This window comes from Mesorhizobium sp. CA6, from assembly GCF_020165035.1.
Classification (GTDB): Bacteria; Pseudomonadota; Alphaproteobacteria; order Rhizobiales; family Rhizobiaceae; genus Mesorhizobium.
Genome location: NZ_JAIUHI010000003.1, coordinates 250,182 through 263,804, shown reverse-complemented (window position 1 = coordinate 263,804; position 13,623 = coordinate 250,182). Strand labels below are relative to the sequence as shown.

The 13,623-nt window shown below is 65.1% G+C and carries 12 protein-coding genes; 7 read left to right on the top strand and 5 right to left on the bottom strand.

What is annotated here, in order from left to right:
* Positions 1-316: 316 nt before the first annotated feature.
* From LB526_RS05680 to LB526_RS05670, 3 genes are all read right to left on the bottom strand, one after another.
* Positions 317-1,078: an SDR family NAD(P)-dependent oxidoreductase gene (locus tag LB526_RS05680; RefSeq protein WP_224626733.1), complete on the bottom strand. Its 762-nt coding sequence runs from the start codon at positions 1,076-1,078 to the stop codon at positions 317-319.
* Positions 1,079-1,146: 68 nt separating this feature from the next.
* Positions 1,147-1,917, bottom strand: coding sequence for an SDR family NAD(P)-dependent oxidoreductase (locus LB526_RS05675; RefSeq protein ID WP_224626730.1), 771 nt, complete (start codon positions 1,915-1,917; stop codon positions 1,147-1,149).
* A gap of 96 nt (positions 1,918-2,013) precedes the next feature.
* Positions 2,014-2,847, bottom strand: coding sequence for a GNAT family N-acetyltransferase (locus tag LB526_RS05670; RefSeq protein ID WP_224626728.1), 834 nt, complete (start codon positions 2,845-2,847; stop codon positions 2,014-2,016).
* A gap of 464 nt (positions 2,848-3,311) precedes the next feature.
* Between LB526_RS05670 and LB526_RS05665 the strand changes: the two genes are divergently transcribed.
* Entirely contained in the window at positions 3,312-4,178 is an 867-nt protein-coding gene (locus LB526_RS05665; protein WP_224626726.1) for a hypothetical protein, read from the top strand.
* Positions 4,179-4,308: 130 nt separating this feature from the next.
* On the opposite strand, the gene LB526_RS05660 is transcribed toward LB526_RS05665, so the two are convergent.
* Positions 4,309-5,511: an ROK family transcriptional regulator gene (locus LB526_RS05660; protein WP_224626722.1), complete on the bottom strand. Its 1,203-nt coding sequence runs from the start codon at positions 5,509-5,511 to the stop codon at positions 4,309-4,311.
* A gap of 222 nt (positions 5,512-5,733) precedes the next feature.
* Here LB526_RS05660 and LB526_RS05655 point away from each other — a divergent pair, with 222 nt between their 5' ends.
* The 6 genes from LB526_RS05655 (at position 5,734) to LB526_RS05630 (ending at position 11,908) form a co-directional block, all read left to right on the top strand.
* Entirely contained in the window at positions 5,734-6,972 is a 1,239-nt protein-coding gene (locus LB526_RS05655; RefSeq protein WP_224524431.1) for an extracellular solute-binding protein, read from the top strand.
* A 186-nt stretch (positions 6,973-7,158) separates the two neighbouring features.
* Entirely contained in the window at positions 7,159-8,043 is an 885-nt protein-coding gene (locus tag LB526_RS05650) for a carbohydrate ABC transporter permease (protein WP_224626720.1), read from the top strand.
* Entirely contained in the window at positions 8,043-8,888 is an 846-nt protein-coding gene (locus LB526_RS05645) for a carbohydrate ABC transporter permease (protein ID WP_224626717.1), read from the top strand. The genes LB526_RS05650 and LB526_RS05645 overlap by 1 nt, the downstream gene beginning before the upstream one ends.
* Positions 8,885-9,907, top strand: a complete 1,023-nt coding sequence (locus tag LB526_RS05640) for an SIS domain-containing protein (RefSeq protein ID WP_224626937.1) — start codon at positions 8,885-8,887, stop codon at positions 9,905-9,907. The genes LB526_RS05645 and LB526_RS05640 overlap by 4 nt, the downstream gene beginning before the upstream one ends.
* Entirely contained in the window at positions 9,907-10,845 is a 939-nt protein-coding gene (locus LB526_RS05635; RefSeq protein ID WP_224543299.1) for a PfkB family carbohydrate kinase, read from the top strand. The genes LB526_RS05640 and LB526_RS05635 overlap by 1 nt, the downstream gene beginning before the upstream one ends.
* The gene (locus LB526_RS05630; protein ID WP_224626714.1) at positions 10,832-11,908 is read left to right on the top strand and encodes an ABC transporter ATP-binding protein; all 1,077 of its coding nucleotides are present in this window, start codon (positions 10,832-10,834) and stop codon (positions 11,906-11,908) included. Before LB526_RS05635 ends, LB526_RS05630 begins: the two co-directional genes overlap by 14 nt.
* A gap of 87 nt (positions 11,909-11,995) precedes the next feature.
* Here the strand turns inward: LB526_RS05630 and LB526_RS05625 are convergent, their stop codons facing one another.
* Complete coding sequence (locus LB526_RS05625; RefSeq protein WP_224626711.1) at positions 11,996-13,510, bottom strand: aldehyde dehydrogenase family protein; 1,515 nt, start codon at positions 13,508-13,510, stop codon at positions 11,996-11,998.
* Positions 13,511-13,623: the final 113 nt, after the last annotated feature.

Here is a 13,623-nt window from a genome sequence, read left to right as displayed (position 1 = left end):
TCCTGTCATAATGGTCATATGTCTTGCAATCAGGCACTTAAGGTGAATTCCGCTCGATGAAAAATGCCGTCGCGAGACTTGTCGACACGTGCAACGCCGAAAGAAGCAAGGGATCGGACTTCCCACGATCTGGAGGAATGTGCTGAAGGCGCGCCCTTGCATGCGCGGACAACCCGTTCAGGACAGCGTGGAGAGCGGCCCTATTTTGCGGGTCCCTCTGATTACCGGCCAGTTCCTCGTGTTCCTGGGTTCGCATGTCATCCTGTTATGACCTGAGTACCAGAGCGTCCCTGTATTTTGACTTTCGCGCTCGCGCTCACCCCTTGCGTTCCTGCAGGATGTTGCCGCCGTCCACGACGAGAACGGCGCCGTTGACATAACTGGCTCCGTCGGACGCCAGGAACAGCACGGCCGCTGCGACTTCCTCGGGGCTGCCGGCGCGACCAAGCGGCGTGTTGCGGGCAGCGGTCAGTTCCTCAGGCGTCGAGGCGCCCGTCGCGATCCATCCCGGCGCCACGGCATTGACCGTGACGCCGCTGCGGCCGACCTCCAGGGCAAGCGCATGCGTCAGCCCGATCATGCCGGCCTTGGCCGCGGAGTAGGCGGCCTCGCCTTCATTGGATACGTAAGGCCCGGTCACCGATGCCATGTTGACGACGCGTCCATGGCCGCGCTGCACCATGCCGGCCAGAAAGCCGCGCGTGCTCAAGAAAGCAGTTTTCAGGCTGACATCGATGCCCCGATCCCAATCGCTTTCTGTGAGATCGAGAAACCGCCGCTGCAATGCCGGCTGGGCAACGGTGCCCATCCCGGCATTGTTGACGAGGACGTCGATCTCGCCGGTCTCGGAGCGTAAACGATCCACATCGCCCGAGAGCGTCAGGTCGGCCGCGAAAGCGCGGACATCGAGCCCCTCGCCCCGCAGTTCCGCCGCTCGTTGCTCGACGCGTGCGGATGAAGCGGTGATGGTGACCGAAACACCGGCCTCGGCCAACGCACGCGCGATCGCCACGCCGATGCCGTCGGCGGCGCCCGCGCCGGTCACCAGTGCCTTGCGGGATTTGCGGAACACGACCATTTGCCCTCCAGGATGCAGGCGCCGACATGCCGGCGCGGCCAATCACGGCCGCGACGACCCGAACCGGCTCAATAGCCGGCGCTGACGCCGAAATCGATCGAAAGCGCGGCTCCGGTGATCGGCGCCGCGCCCGGCTGGCACAGATAGTGGATGAAGGAAGCAATCTCCTCCACCTGGATGAACCTTGCTTTGTCCCCTTGCGGATAGTGCCCCAGGAGCCGGCGCTTGTAGCCGTCGGGGTCGTCCGCACCATAGGTCTTGGCCTGATATTCGATCATCGGCGTTGCCGTGTCGCCAGGACAGACGGCGTTGACCCTGATGCCTTGCGGGGCGAGTTCCAGCGCGAGAGCCTTGGTCAAGAGCACCAGTCCGCCCTTCGAGGCGCAATAGACGGAAGCCCCGTTGTTGCCGACGATGCCGGCGTCGGACGCAATGTTGACGATCACGCCCTGCGCCGCCGACAGATGCGCTATGGCTGCCGAGATCAGGAAGAAGGCTCCCTTGAGATTGACGTCCAGCACCAGGTCCCACTGATCTTCCTTGACCTCGCGTGCCGGTCCCTCGAGCCAGACCCCGGCGGCGTTGACGAGAATGTCGATCGCACCGCCCCACTCCCTGGCCTTGCCCACCACGTCGCGGCAGGCAGCGACGGAGCGGATATCGAGCGGCAAGCCGATCGCGCCCGCCCCGGCCGCGGCAATCTTGGCCACGGCGCCGTCGAGCTTGGGGCCGGGAAGATCCGCGAGCACGATCCGCTCGCCGTCGGCGGCGAAACGCAGTCCGGTCGCCAGACCCATTCCGCCAGCGCCGCCGGCGATCAGAACAGTCCTTCCAGCCATTCGATAGTCTCCAAAACGCAGCTCGGCAAAGGCAACCACGTCATGAAGCCATGTCGCATGGACCAGCCAGGCAAAACAATGATCTCAGCACCGCGATCATCCCAGCTCGAGCGTCGTGACGCCGAAAACCGTCGACTGGTCGTTGCCAGGCTTGCCGCCCTTGTACATGCGTGTCGTCGTGAAGCCCGGAACCATGCCGGCGGCCTGCAGCATGGCGGTGAATTGAACCTGGCCGGCCGGCACGTCGATATGCATTGCCTCACCGGCAGTTGCGTCCGACAGGTCCGCCAGCATCGCCAGGGCCAGGTCCGTCCGGTCTGCGAACAGCGGCCCGACCTTGAAACCCTGCCTGCAACGGCGCGCCACGCCGTAGCCGGTAATGCCGTTCGATCCGGCTGAGAGCAGCGCAATCCGCGGCGGCCGCAGCCACTCGCCAAGGAAGATTTCGCGCAGTGCTGGAAAGCACTTGCGATCGTAGGCGAAAATCTCAGCCGTGTCGCCGGCCGTCACGGGTCTTGTCTTGCCGCCCTCGGGCAAGCCGGATGGACCGCCGCTGTGGCGGACGGTCTCATAGGCAGGCACGAAGCCCATGCGCTGGTAGTTGGCCCGCTGCTCGGCCACCCCGTCGAGACCGATGATACGGTTGCCCAGACGCGCCATGCCGGCGTCCCAGACCGCCTTGCCGTGACCTTCGCCACGCCGGTCGGGCCGGCAGATGTAGAGGCCGATAAAGCCAAAGCCCGAGCCGTATGCGACGGCCGAAATGCCGGCCACCATCTCGCCGCCGACAAAGGCGCCGATGAACCCTTGCGGATCGACCGCCCGAAACGCCGCGGCATCGCCGGTGCCCGGATTCCAGCCCTCCTCCGCTGCCCAGCCAACAAGCGTTTCCACCTCGCTGGCGGTCAGCGTCCTGATTGTTCTCGGCATCGTTTCACTCAGGGTCGGCCATCACCGACCAGGATAGGCCGCCCTCCTCAGGCTGCAAAGTGCTGCGCGGATTCCTCGTCAACCATACGTTATCGACCGGCGCCGACCGGCGCGGCCGACGCCAAGGCGCATGTATTGGAGACCGTCGCGCTGGCCCGACAGAACGCGGCATCCTCGAAGCGCGGATCCTGCAGGATTGTCTGCGAATCGGCACCAGGGACGGAGCCCGGCCCCGGGAAGCACTCCCCGCAGCCCCGATGGCGCGGAACCTATGCTCGCCTGGCGGGACTCGTCAATTCAACGCAGGAGCTGCGGGCCCGACGGCTTTCCCGAACCGATGCAAAGAGTTAGCAGCGAATTCACCGCCTGATCGTTCGTTGTTCCAATGGGCAACTGGACACGACCGGCGAAGACTGGGAATCTTCATTTGTCGTTGCTTGGAATCGCATGGAGTGCCGTAGGAAATGCCGCTGAGTGCCGCAGAGATCGCCCGTCATCCGGCAGCGCTTCACGGTGTCCAGGAGCAGTCCAAGGCGCTCATCCATATTTATCAAACGAGCCCGCGGCTGGCTGCCGTGTTTGCCACCCAGCAGCGCTGGCTGCTCGCTCATGTCGGCTTGGCTCTGCATTTCCGGCGCGATCCCAACGACCGCCGCACCGACATGACGATGGCGCGTTTCATCGAGGTCGTGCGCCGCAATTCCGTGGCCAGCCGCAACACCGCCGAGGCTTTCGTCAAGGAGATGCTGCACTACAACATCGCGGAATATATTTCGGCCAGCGGTGATGGCCGCGCCCATCCGTTGCGGGTCACGGCGGGCACCATAGAGACCTTCACCGGCTGGATTTACGCGCATCTGCGAACGCTCGACCGCATAGATGGCGCGAACCGGCTGGAAAACTTCCTCGAGCGACCCGAGATGCTGCCCATCCTGCAGCCTCTGATCGCCGATGGATTGCTGGCCAGCGGCGCAGTGCGGGAGCCTGGGCAGACCTTTTCATTGTTCATCTGGCTAAACAACGGCGGCATCGTCATGGACTGGCTGATGTCCGGTATCGATCCTGAGGATGTCCATCTCGACAGGATACCGACCGGCGTCATCTCGGTCAGGGAATTCGCCCACTGGCTGAAGCTCTCACGCACCCATCTGGCGCGCAAACTGTATGATGCCGAGGCGCTCGGCAGCATCGGCTGGATCGGCCAGCGCGGCCATTCCGTGATGTGGGTTTCGAGGGCTTTCTTCGACGAATACATGGCCGTCCAGGCAGCCAAGCTCGCCGTAGTCGACGAGGCGATCGAAGCCTGTCTCTCAGCTCTGAAGAATCGCTGACCGTCAAGACTCCGCCCGGCGCCGCGCGAGACCGGTGCCCGCGATGGCGGGCGCCGCGCAGGCGGTCAAGCTCGCCATCATCGACGCGGCTTTCGCCACAAGCATGACGCAGGCGACGGGCTGATCGTTTCTATCCGGCCTTCAGGATAGCGGAAAAACGCGGATCGAAGGTTCGGCTGATCGGCTCTGCCGCGGCGCCGACCGCGATCGCCCAGGGATCGGTGGTACCCAGTTGCAGCCGTGGCAGGCGCCGGACCGGGCGATCCGCGATCGACGGCAGCAGCGGATGCATGGCCCGAAGCAGGAGCCGGGCGAGCGCCTCCGGCGCGCTGGAGGTGAGGATGACGGTTTGCGGATCGAAGATCGTTTCGATCAGATGCACGCTCCAGCGCAGGTCGGACGCCGCTCTTTCGACCCAGCGCATGACCCGCGGATCCTGCGCAAGCGCCAGTGCGCCAAGCGTCTGGTAAAGCCCCCTCTCGGTGGGGTCGAGGCCGAGATGCTGATAGAGCGAGGCCAGCGATGCACGGTGTTCGAGCGGCGTGGAACCGGGGCCGGCCGGCGAAAGCAGCGCCATGCCGACCTCGCCCGCATTGCCGTTGCCGCCGCTGTAGAGCTCGCCATTGAGGATCAGCCCGGCGGCGATGCCGTAACCGACATAAAGGCAGACGGCGTGATCGACGCCATGCGCCGCGCCGACGATCCGCTCCGCCGTCGCGCAGGCTGCCGCATCGTTCTGCAGGCCGACATTGAGTCCGGTACCGGCCGCAAGCGCCTCCACCAGCGGAAATTGCTGCCAGGCGGGCATCATCCATTTGTTGTCGGGGTTCTTCAGCCCGAAGGGTCCCGGCATGGCGACGCCCAGTCCGACCAGTCGCCGCTCGGACTGGGCAAACAAGGAAGCCAGCTCGCCCCTGACACGGTCGACCAGGCCGAGGATTATTTCCACGCCCTCTGAGGGCACGTCGAACGGCAGCCCCGCCTCGGCGCGTGCGATCACCTTGCCGACGAGGTCGACCACCACCACGCGTGTCAAATGCCGGTCGATCTGCAGCCCGATGGCGAAGGCCCCTTCGGGAACCAGCCGGTAGGGCGTGAAAGGTTGCCCCCTGCCCTTGCGCACCGCATCCAGCGCCACGACCAGGCCATCGCGCTCGAGATCCTCGATGATGTTGGAGACCGCCTGCTTGGTCAGCTGCGTCGCCCGTGCCAGGTCGGCGCGTGAAAGCGCGCCGTTGAGCCGCAGCGCCTCGATCATGACGCGGCGGTTATGGGCGCTCGTTCCCTCCTGGTTGGTGCCGCTTTTGGCGCGGATCGGGCTGATGTCGTGCACCGTCGTTTCCCCTCTTGACTCCATTAAAGGATTGATCGACTAATTAAGTCAAGCGAATTGACTTAATAGGTGAGACCCGCGCGGTTCTAAAAAAGACGGCAAAAGCTTTCGAGCTCCGCCGCGCGCCGTTGGGGATGGATCCGGTCAGACGCGATGCGAATTCGAGAAAGCGGCACAGCCTTGGCCGCCCACTCGCAGCCGTCGAAAATGGGAGAAAGACAAATGCTGAAATCGATCGGTAAGACACTTCTGGGCGCGGTGTTCGTTGGCGGGCTGCTCGTCCCCCACGCCTTTGCTGAAACCACCTTGAACGCGCTCTTCATGGCGCAGGCCGCCTATAGCGAGGCCGACGTGCGCTCGATGACGGAGGCCTTCACCAAGGCCAATCCGGACATCAAGGTCAATCTCGAATTCGTTCCCTATGAAGGCCTGCACGACAAGACCGTGCTCGCCCAAGGATCCGGCGGCGGCTATGACGTGGTGCTGTTCGACGTCATCTGGCCGGCCGAATATGCGACCAATAAGGTGCTGGTCGATGTCTCGTCGAAGATCACCGATGACATGAAGAAGGGCGTTCTGCCCGGGGCCTGGACCACCGTCCAGTATGACGGCAAGTACTATGGCATGCCGTGGATTCTCGACACCAAATACCTGTTCTACAACAAGGAAATCCTGGAAAAGGCAGGTATCAAGGCGCCGCCGAAGACCTGGGAAGAACTCGGCCAGCAGGCCAAGGCCATCCAGGACAAGGGCTTGCTGAAGACGCCGATCGCCTGGAGCTGGTCGCAGGCCGAAGCCGCCATCTGCGACTACACCACGCTGGTCAGCGCCTATGGCGGCGACTTCCTCAAGGACGGCAAGCCCGACTTCCAGAACGGCGGCGGTCTCTCGGCGCTGAAATACATGGTCGACAGCTACAAGTCGGGCCTGACCAATCCGAACTCCAAGGAATTCCTGGAAGAGGATGTGCGCAAGGTGTTCGAGAACGGCGACGCCGCTTTCGCGCTGAACTGGACCTACATGTACAACATGGCCAACGATCCGAAGGACTCCAAGGTCGCGGGCAAGGTCGGCGTCGTGCCGGCGCCGGGCGTTGCCGGCACCAGCGAGGTCTCGGCCGTCAACGGCTCGATGGGGCTTGGCGTCACGGCGGTGTCGAAGCACCCGGACGAAGCCTGGAAATATATCGAGTTCATGACCTCGCAGGCGACCCAGAACCAGTATGCCAAGCTGTCGCTGCCGATCTGGGCCTCGTCCTATGACGATCCGGCCGTCACCAAGGGCCAGGAAGAACTGATCGCCGCCGCCAAGCTCGGTCTTGCCGCGATGTATCCGCGCCCGACCACGCCGAAATACCAGCAGCTGTCGACGGCGCTGCAGCAGGCGATCCAGGAATCGCTGCTCGGCCAGGCGACACCGGAAGACGCGCTCAAGACCGCTGCCGAAAACAGCGGCCTCTGATCTGGCGTTCCTCCACGCGGGCGGCCTCATCCACGAGCGCCGCCCGTGCTGTTTCTAGAGCAATTCCAGGAAAAGTGTGAAGCGGTTTTCCGTCCGGAATTGCGTCAAAACAAAGAGATTGAGCGGTTCGCCGTTTCCGTGAAACGGTGAACCGCTCTGACCGGATGACAGGAGAGAGGCGCTCTGATGTCGGGCACCTGGATGACGACGCGCGCGTGGCTGTTGATGCTGCCGCTTCTGATGATCATGGTGGCCGTCATCGGCTGGCCGTTGGTCGATACTGTCAGGCTTTCCTTCACCGACGCCCAGTTGGTCGGCACGGCGGGCAACTACGTCGGCTTCGACAACTATACCAAGATGCTGACCAGCTCGAACTTCACCCGCACGCTCTCGACCACCACCTGGTTCGCGGTTATCTCGGTCGCCGCCGAGATGGTGATCGGCGTGCTTGCGGCCCTTCTGCTCAATCAGGAATTCCGCGGCCGCGCCGTGCTGCGCGGGCTGATGATCCTGCCTTGGGCGCTGCCCACCGTCGTCAACGCGACGCTCTGGCGGCTGATCTACAATCCCGAATATGGCGCGCTGAACGCGGCGCTGACGCAGCTCCATATCATAGACGATTACCGCTCCTGGCTAGGCGAGCCGGGAACGGCCCTGGCGGCGCTGATCGTCGCCGACTGTTGGAAGAATTTCCCGCTGGTCGCGCTGATTGCGCTCGCCGCCCTGCAAGCCGTGCCGCGCGACATCACCGCCGCGGCACTCGTCGACGGCGCCGGCCCGCTCAACCGCTTCCGATTCGTCATCCTGCCCTATCTTGCAGGCCCGCTGATGGTGGCGCTGGTGCTGCGCACCATTGAGGCCTTCAAGGTCTTCGACATCATCTGGGTCATGACGCGCGGCGGCCCGGCCAACAGCACGCGCTCGCTGTCGATCCTGGTCTACCAGGAAGCCTTCTCCTTCCAGCGCGCCGGCTCCGGCGCCTCGCTGGCGCTGATCGTCACCCTGCTCGTCACCGTGCTCGCCGTCGCCTATGCGACGCTGGTCAAGCAGACCGCGGGGAGCGCGGCCTGATGGAACGCAAGAGCCCGGTCTTCACCGCTTTCATCTACGCTTGCGCCATTCTGCTCGCCGTCGTGATCCTGGCGCCGCTCGCCTGGCTCTTCGTCATGAGCATATCGCCGGCCGCCGACCTCGCCGCCAAGCCGCTGCGCTGGTGGCCGCAGGCGGCCGACTTCTCTCGTTACACGCAGCTTCTATCGAGGGTCGAGAACAGTGCCGGCGCCGCCTTCACCGCATCGCTGCGCAACAGCCTGGAGGTCGCCGGCATGGCGACGCTCGCCGCTGTTGTCCTTGCCGTGCCGGCCGGCTGGGCCGTTTCGCGAACGCCTTCGGTCGGCTGGTCGCTGTCGATGGTGATCGCCACCTACATGCTGCCGCCGGTGGCCCTCTCCGTGCCGCTTTACATGGGCCTGTCCCATCTCGGCCTGCTCAACAACGTCTTCGGCTTGGCACTGATCTATCTGACGATCCTCGCGCCCTTCACCACCTGGCTGATGAAATCGGGGTTCGATTCCATCCCGCACGAGATCGAGGCCGCGGCGATGATCGACGGGGCGGGACTGTTCCAGACCTGGCGCATCATCACCTTGCCGCTGGCGGCGCCCGTGGTGGCGACATCGGCGCTGTTTGCCGTGCTGCTTGCCTGGGACGAGTTCTTCTACGCCCTGCTCTTCACCTCGGACCAGCGGGCAAAAACGCTGACGGTCGCCATCGCCGATCTGGCCGGCGGCCGCGTCTCCGACTACGGACTGATCGCCACGGCCGGCGTGCTTGCGGCCTTGCCGCCGGTGCTGATCGGCCTCGTCATGCAACGCGCGCTGATCTCGGGCCTGACCAGCGGCGGTGTGAAAGGATAATCATGACCGCAGACAAACAACGGCCGACAGGCCTCCTTGCCATCGACCGCGAGATGGCGCGCCAGCATGAGGATGCGCTTGCCTCGTTCGCCAGCAATCAAGAAGTAGCCGCCGAGATCGCTGCCTCGATCAACAAGAACGGCAGGCTCCTCCTGCTCGGCATGGGCGCCTCGCATGCCGTCGCCCGCGCAGTCGAGCCGCTCTATCGCGCGCACGGCATCGACGCCATCGCGCTGCCGCTGTCGGAGCAGCTCGGCCAGCCGCTTCCGCTGGCCGGCAAGACGGTGATCGTCACCTCTCAATCCGGCGAAAGCGCCGAGGTGCTGCGCTGGTTTGCCGAGACCGGCGATCGCACGGAGACCTTCGGCCTGACGCTCGAGGCCGGCTCATTCCTTGGCCGCACAGTGCCTTGCCTCGTCGGCGCCGGCGGTAGCGAGCTCGCCTTTGCCGCGACCCGCAGCCTGACCGTGACCTTCGCCCTGCATCTCGCCATCCTGACTGCGCTAGGCGACGATCCCGCCGGCGCGCTCGCCGGGCTCAAGGCGCCCCAGACGGTCGAGATCGATGCCGCGCTCGCGGCGCTCAGGATGGTCACGACCATCGTCACTTCCGGCCGCAAGCTTCAAGGCGTGGCTGAAGCCCTTGCGCTCGGCTTCACCGAATTGTCGCGCCTGCCTTGTTTCTCGCTCGAAGGCGGTCAGTTGCGCCACGGGCCGATGGAGATGCTGGGCCCAAGCATTGGCGTCGTGCTCTTCCGCGGCAACGACCCGACCGCCGACCTCGTCACCGCCATGGCCACTTCAGTGGTCGAGACCGGGGCCCCGCTGATCGTGTTCGACGCTTCGGGCAAACCGCCGGTCGCAGGCGCCGTCACATTGAGGTTCAAGCCCGCGTCCGGACTGGCGGCGATCTTTGCCATGCTGCCGGTGGCGCAAAGCCTGATGATCGCCTTCGCCGATTCCCGCGTCGAGAATGCCGGAACGCCGGTGCGCACCACCAAGATCACCAGGAGCGAGTGATGCGGCCGCTCGCGGTGATCGGCAACGTCAACGTCGACCTGATCGTCGGGCCGGTCGCGCCCTGGCCGAAGGCGGGCACGGAGACCGTCGTCGACCACGACGACCTGCGTGTCGGCGGCCAGGCCGGTAATACGGCGCTTGCCTGGCAGGCGCTGGGCATCGATTTCGAGATTGCCGCCAATCTTGGCGACGACCAGTTCGGGCGCTGGCTGCGCGAGGCATTCGGGGGCCGCGCCGCGAGATGGCCGGTCCACACGGAGGGCACGACGCTGTCGGTCGGTATGACCCATCCGGACGGCGAACGCACCTTCTTCACCACCCGCGGTCACCTGCCGCGCTTCAACCTCGACGACGTGCTTTCGGTTCTTGACGGCAAGCGGCTTTCGGGCGGTTACGCGCTGCTTTGCGGCTCCTTCCTGACCGACGACCTGACGCGCCAGTACGAGGCTTTTTTCGACTGGGCGGAGGCACACCGCATCGCCGTCGCGCTTGACACCGGCTGGCCGATGGACGGCTGGACGGCGCAAAATTGTGCCGCGGCGCGCGCCTGGCTGTCGCGTTGCGAGCTTGCGCTCTTCAACGAGGTCGAGACGACGACGCTGGCGGGGTTGAAGAATCCCACGGACGCGGCACGCAAGATCCGCGACGGCATGAAAAAAGCCGCGACCGTGGTCGTCAAGCGCGGACCCGAGGGCGCGATCGCTATCGGCCCGGACGGCCAGATCATCGATGCGACCGCGCCACGCGTCAACGTCGTCGACACGATCGGCGCCGGCGATGTCTTCAACGGCGCCTTTCTGGCGGCGCTTGCTCGGGAGCACGCTCTGGCACGTTGCCTTGCAGCGGCTGTTCAGGTGGCATCGCGGGCCATTTCCACCCTGCCCCGCGATTATGGCGGGCCGATTTTCTTCGAGGAAGCCATCCATGAGCGCGCTTGAAATCCGCGATATCCGCAAGAATTACGGCAGCGTCGAAACGCTGAAAGGCATCGACATCGCGCTCGAGAACGGCGAGTTCCTGGTGCTGCTGGGCTCCTCCGGCTGCGGCAAATCGACCTTGCTCAACATCATCGCTGGTCTTGCCGAGGCGACCAGCGGCGACGTGTTGATCGGCGGCCGGTCCGTGCTTGGCGTGCATCCGAAGAACCGCGACATCGCCATGGTCTTCCAGTCCTACGCGCTCTATCCGAACCTGACGGTGAGCCGCAACATCGGCTTCGGGCTGGAGATGCGCAAGGTTCCCGTCGCCGAGCGCGACAAGGCGGTGCGCGAGGCGGCGAAGCTTTTGCAAATCGAGAACCTGCTCGACCGCAAGCCCGGGCAGCTCTCCGGCGGCCAGCGCCAGCGCGTCGCCATCGGCCGGGCGTTGGTGCGCAAGCCGCAGGTCTTCCTGTTCGACGAACCGCTCTCCAACCTCGACGCCAAGCTGCGGCTCGAGATGCGCACCGAACTGAAGCGCCTGCATGAGATGCTGCGCACCACGGTCGTCTACGTCACCCACGACCAGATCGAGGCGATGACGCTGGCGACCCGCATCGCCGTCATGCGCGACGGTCGTGTCGAGCAGCTCGGCACGCCGGAAGAGATCTACAACCATCCGGCGACGCTCTATGTGGCAGGCTTCGTCGGCGCGCCTGCGATGAACATGCTGGAAGCTTTTGTCGAGGACGGCAAGCTCGCCATTGCCGGCACGGATGCGCGGCTGGCGCTGCCGGCGCACTACGCCAACGCAGGCCGCGACGGTGCTCAGGTCATTGTCGGGGTGAGGCCGGAAGCGCTCCGGCTGGGGCCGGGCAGCGGCGCCGATCTGTCACTGCCGGTCGAGATCGACGTCGTCGAACTGACCGGTCCCGAACAGGTCACCACGGCCCGGATCGGCGCGCAGAACTTGACGGCGACCTTGCCGCCGCGCGCCCGCGTCGCCAAGGGTCAGCCATGCGCGTTCGTCTTCGATGCGGACGCGCTCCGCCTCTTCGATCCGGCTACCGGCAAGGCTTTCTGAGCAATCGATCGCCTTCCGCCCGCATGGCCCGATCGATAGTCGAGCCGGGTCAGCTCGCGGGTGAGGGCTGACCCGTCGCTTCGTCCCTCAATCGATGTCGAACGACACGCCTTGCGCGAGCGGCAGCGCCTTGGAATAGTTCACCGTGTTGGTGGCGCGGCGCATATAAGCCTTCCAGGCGTCCGAGCCGCTCTCGCGGCCGCCGCCGGTCTCCTTCTCGCCGCCGAACGCGCCGCCGATCTCGGCGCCCGAGGTGCCGATATTGACGTTGGCGATGCCGCAATCCGAACCGTCGACGCCAAGGAAACGCTCCGATTCCTGCAGGTCGCGCGTGAAGATCGACGATGACAGGCCGGCGCCCACCGCATTGTGCTGTTCCAGCGCCTCGTCGAAATCGGAGTATTTCATCACGTAGAGGATCGGCGCGAAGGTCTCTTCCGTGACCGGCGAGACCTGGGCAGGCATTTCGACCAGTGCCGGATGCACGTAATAGGCGTCCGGATGGCCGTTCTCGACGCGCGCGCCGCCGGTCACCTTGCCGCCATGCGCTTCAGCCTCCTTCAATGCCTTCTGCATGTTGTCGAAGGCCGCCTTGTCGATCAGCGGACCGACCAGCGCCTTGCCCTCCAGCGGATTGCCGACCGAGACGGTCTCGTAGGCCTTCTTCAGCCGCGGCAAGAGCGCATCATAGACGCTGTCATGCACGAACAGGCGCCTCAGCGTGGTACAACGCTGGCCGGCCGTGCCCATGGCGCCGAAGGCAATCGCCCGCAGCGCCATGTCGAGATCGGCGGTGGGCGTGACGATGCCGGCATTGTTGCCGCCGAGCTCAAGCACGGCGCGCGCAAAACGCCTGGCGAGCCTGGGGCCGACCTCGCGGCCCATGCGGGTCGAGCCGGTGGCCGAGACCAGCGGCACCTTCGGATGATCCACCAGCACCTCGCCGGCGGCACGGTCACCGATCAACACCTGCAGCAGCCCTGCCGGCGCATCAGTGCCGAAACGCTTGGCGGCGCGCTTGAAGATCGCCTCGCAGGCAAGCGCCGTCAGCGGCGTCTTTTCCGACGGTTTCCACACCACCGCGTCGCCGCAGACGAAGGCCAGCGCCGAGTTCCAAGACCAAACGGCAACCGGGAAATTGAAGGCCGAGATCACCCCGACGACGCCGAGCGGATGCCAGGTCTCCATCATGCGGTGTCCGGGGCGCTCGGTGGCGATGGTGAGGCCATAGAGTTGCCGGGAAAGGCCGACGGCGAAATCGCAGATGTCGATCATCTCCTGGACTTCGCCCAGCCCCTCGGACGGGATCTTGCCGACCTCGATCGACACCAGCCGGCCAAGCTCGTCCTTATGCGCGCGCAGCTCCTCGCCGAGCAGGCGCACCAGCTCGCCGCGCTTTGGCCCCGGCACCAGCCGCCAGGCCTGGAAAGCCTTGTGCGCGGCATCGATGGCCTTGCCGGCGTCGGCGGCCGAGATCGACTTCAGCGCCGCGATCTGTTCGCCCGTCACCGGGCTGCGCACGATCAGGTCGCCCCCGGAAAGCGCATCCCCGGCGACGCCCAGTTTCTCAAGAAGTGAAGCAGTTTCCTTCGCTAACGTCATTTTTGTCCCTTTCATATCCCGCCGCTCATGGGACGGGCGTGGAAGCCATGCGCCATGTCCGTGCCGTCGGGCACAGCCGGGCGCTTTCATGGCGTGGCATTACGCGTTTCGGG